3 protein-coding genes are annotated in these 2,642 nt (G+C 66.9%); all 3 read left to right on the top strand.

Annotated features, from left to right (window positions below; translation table 11 throughout):
• Nucleotides 1-785, top strand: a 785-nt coding sequence (locus EOA27_RS31150; RefSeq protein WP_145970650.1) for a MoxR family ATPase, incomplete at its 5' end; no start/stop codon positions are given.
• A gap of 220 nt (nucleotides 786-1,005) precedes the next feature.
• Complete coding sequence (locus tag EOA27_RS31140; protein ID WP_126081902.1) at nucleotides 1,006-2,142, top strand: VWA domain-containing protein; 1,137 nt, start codon at nucleotides 1,006-1,008, stop codon at nucleotides 2,140-2,142.
• Nucleotides 2,142-2,642, top strand: a 501-nt coding sequence (locus tag EOA27_RS31135) for an amidohydrolase family protein (protein WP_189562167.1), incomplete at its 3' end; no start/stop codon positions are given. The genes EOA27_RS31140 and EOA27_RS31135, both read left to right, overlap by 1 nt.

Below are 2,642 nucleotides of genomic sequence, written 5' to 3'. Positions count from 1 at the left end.
CCGCTATCTTCCTGGCGATCCGGCTCAGCAAGCCGCTGCTGCTCGAAGGCGCGCCGGGCGTCGGCAAGACCGAGGCCGCGAAGGCGGTCGCCGAATTGCTCGGCCGCGAACTGGTGCGGCTGCAATGCTACGAAGGCATCGACGCCGGGCATGCGCTTTACGAATGGAACTACCAGCGCCAGCTGCTCGCCATCCGCCATGCCGGCGAGCACGAGATCGACATCTATGACGACCGTTTCCTGATCGCCCGGCCGCTGCTGCAGGTGCTGCGCGCGCCGGTCGAGCGTGTATTGCTTGTCGACGAGATCGACCGCTCGGACCACGAGTTCGAAGCACTGCTTCTGGAATTCCTCTCCGACTTTCAGATCAGCATCCCCGAGCGCGGCACCATCCGCGCAGCGACGCAGCCGATCGTCATCCTGACTTCGAACCGCACCCGCGAGCTGGCCGAGGCGCTGCGCAGGCGCTGCGTCTACCACTGGATCGGCTATCCCGACGCCCGGCGCGAGGCCGAGATTATCATGCTGCGCTCGGGCGACGTTGCCGAGGCGACGGCGCGCGCAGTGTCGAATGCCGTGCAGGAGATCCGCGCGCGGCCTCTCGCAAAGCCGCCGGGCATCGCTGAAGCGGTGGAATGGGCGAATGCCGCGACCATCCTCGAAAAGGGCGGCAGCCCGTGGCCGGAGGCCTTTCGGCGGGCCATCGGCGTGCTGATCAAGGATGAGGAGGATTTGTCGGCGATCACGCCGGAACTGGGGAGGATTGTCGAGGAGGCGCTGGCGTGATGGGCGACCGCAGCGCGCTAGGCTCATCTTCCCGGGCTAGTGAGCTACGCTGGCGGGACCGCGCCCCCCTCTGTCCTGCCGGACATCTCCCCCACTTAGGGGGAGATCAGATGTCGCGTCGGCTTTCGCCAATCGCCGACGTCGCAGGATCGAGCGGCGCGCCCAAGCTGCCAATCTCCCCCCTTGTGGGGGAGATGCCCGGAGAGGGGGGCGCGAAGGAATGAGGCGCCCGCAAAATCTGCGCCCTGCCGCCGCGCCTTTCCTCGGCTTCGCCCGTTTGCTCCGTGATCACGCCTTCGCCATCGCCCCGGAACAGATCTCCAGCTTTATGCAGGCGGTAACCCTGCTCGGCCCCCGCTCGATGAACGACATCCGCGAGGCGGCTCTTTCGACACTCGCGCCCTCGCCCGATCGCCGCGGCGAATTCGAGGCGCATTTCCGCGCCTATTTCTACGGCGACGCCAAGCCTTCGATCGAAGCCGAGGAGGACGACGAGACCCGCGTCAAGGACGATCGCGGCGCGCGCGAGGAAGAGAACCAGGTCGCTCGCCAGGAAAAAGGCGGCGAGCTCTCCTCAGAGCTGGAACAACTGAGCAGCCGCGATTTCCAGCACGACGACGATGGCCTGGGCCAGTTCCGCCGCAAGCTCGTATCCGCCCTGCCCGCCCGCCGCTCCTTCCGCACGATCCGCACCCGCTCGCGCGGCACGCTCGACCTCAGGCGTTCGCTCAAGGAAATCGTCAGCGCCGATGGCGACATACCCTCGCCGCTGCTGCGCCGCCGGCGGGCCGTGCCGCGCAAACTGCTCCTGCTCATCGATGTCTCCGGCTCGATGAAGCTGCACACGGCCGATTACCTCAAGCTCGCGCACGCCGCCGTGCAGGGCGCGGACCGCGCCGAAGTCTTCACCATTGGCACTCGGCTCACCCGTATCACCTCGGCGCTGCGCATCCGCGACCGCGGGCAGGCGCTCGCCCGCGCCGCGGCGCTTGTCGACGATTGGGACGGCGGCACTCGCATGGGCCCGACGCTGCTCGCTTTCCTGTCGGTGCCGCGCTTTTCCGCCTTCGCGCGCGGCGCCTGCGTCGTCGTGCTGTCCGATGGGCTGGAACGCGGCAGCCATGCCGAACTGGAGATCGCCATGCGCCGCCTCGGCGCCCGCGCCTTCCGGCTTTCGCTGGCGACGCCGCTCGCCGGCGACGCGCGTTTTCGCCCGGCGACATCGGCGCTGCGGGCAATCCTGCCGGTGCTTGACGATCTGGTCGACGGCTCGTCGATCGGGAGTCTGACCGATTTCATCCTGTCGCTCGCCCGCCCCGCCCCGGCGGCCGATTCCATCTGGAAGAGGGTATCGTGATGCAGAAAGCCGTCGACGCGCATTTCCACATCTGGCGCCAAAAGGATCAGCCCTGGCTGGTCGGGCCGATGGTGCCGCGCATCTTCGGCCCCTACGAGCCGATCCGCCGCGATTACGCGATCACGGAGTTCCTCGAGGACCAGAAAGGCTCGGGCGTCGAGAAGGCCGTCTATGTCCAGACCAACTGGGCCAAGGAGGATTTCGAGAAGGAAGTCGCCTTCCTGCAGAAGACGGCGCAAGAAACCGGTTGGCCACACGCCATCGTCGGCTATGCCGATATGACGGTCGATGACGTGCGCCCGCAGATCGACCGATTGATGAAATACAAGCTGCTGCGCGGCGTGCGCATGCAGCTGCACTGGCACGAGACTCCCGCCTTCCGCTTTGCCGCCTCGGCCGATCAGGTGATCGACCCGAAAGTGCGGAAGAACGTGGCGCGGCTGAAGGATTACGGCCTCTCCTTCGACCTGCAGCTTTTTCCCGCGCAGATGAAGGATGGC

It is taken from the genome of Mesorhizobium sp. M2A.F.Ca.ET.037.01.1.1, from assembly GCF_003998075.1.
GTDB lineage: Bacteria > Pseudomonadota > Alphaproteobacteria > Rhizobiales > Rhizobiaceae > Mesorhizobium.
This window is presented reverse-complemented; position numbering and strand designations above follow the sequence as displayed.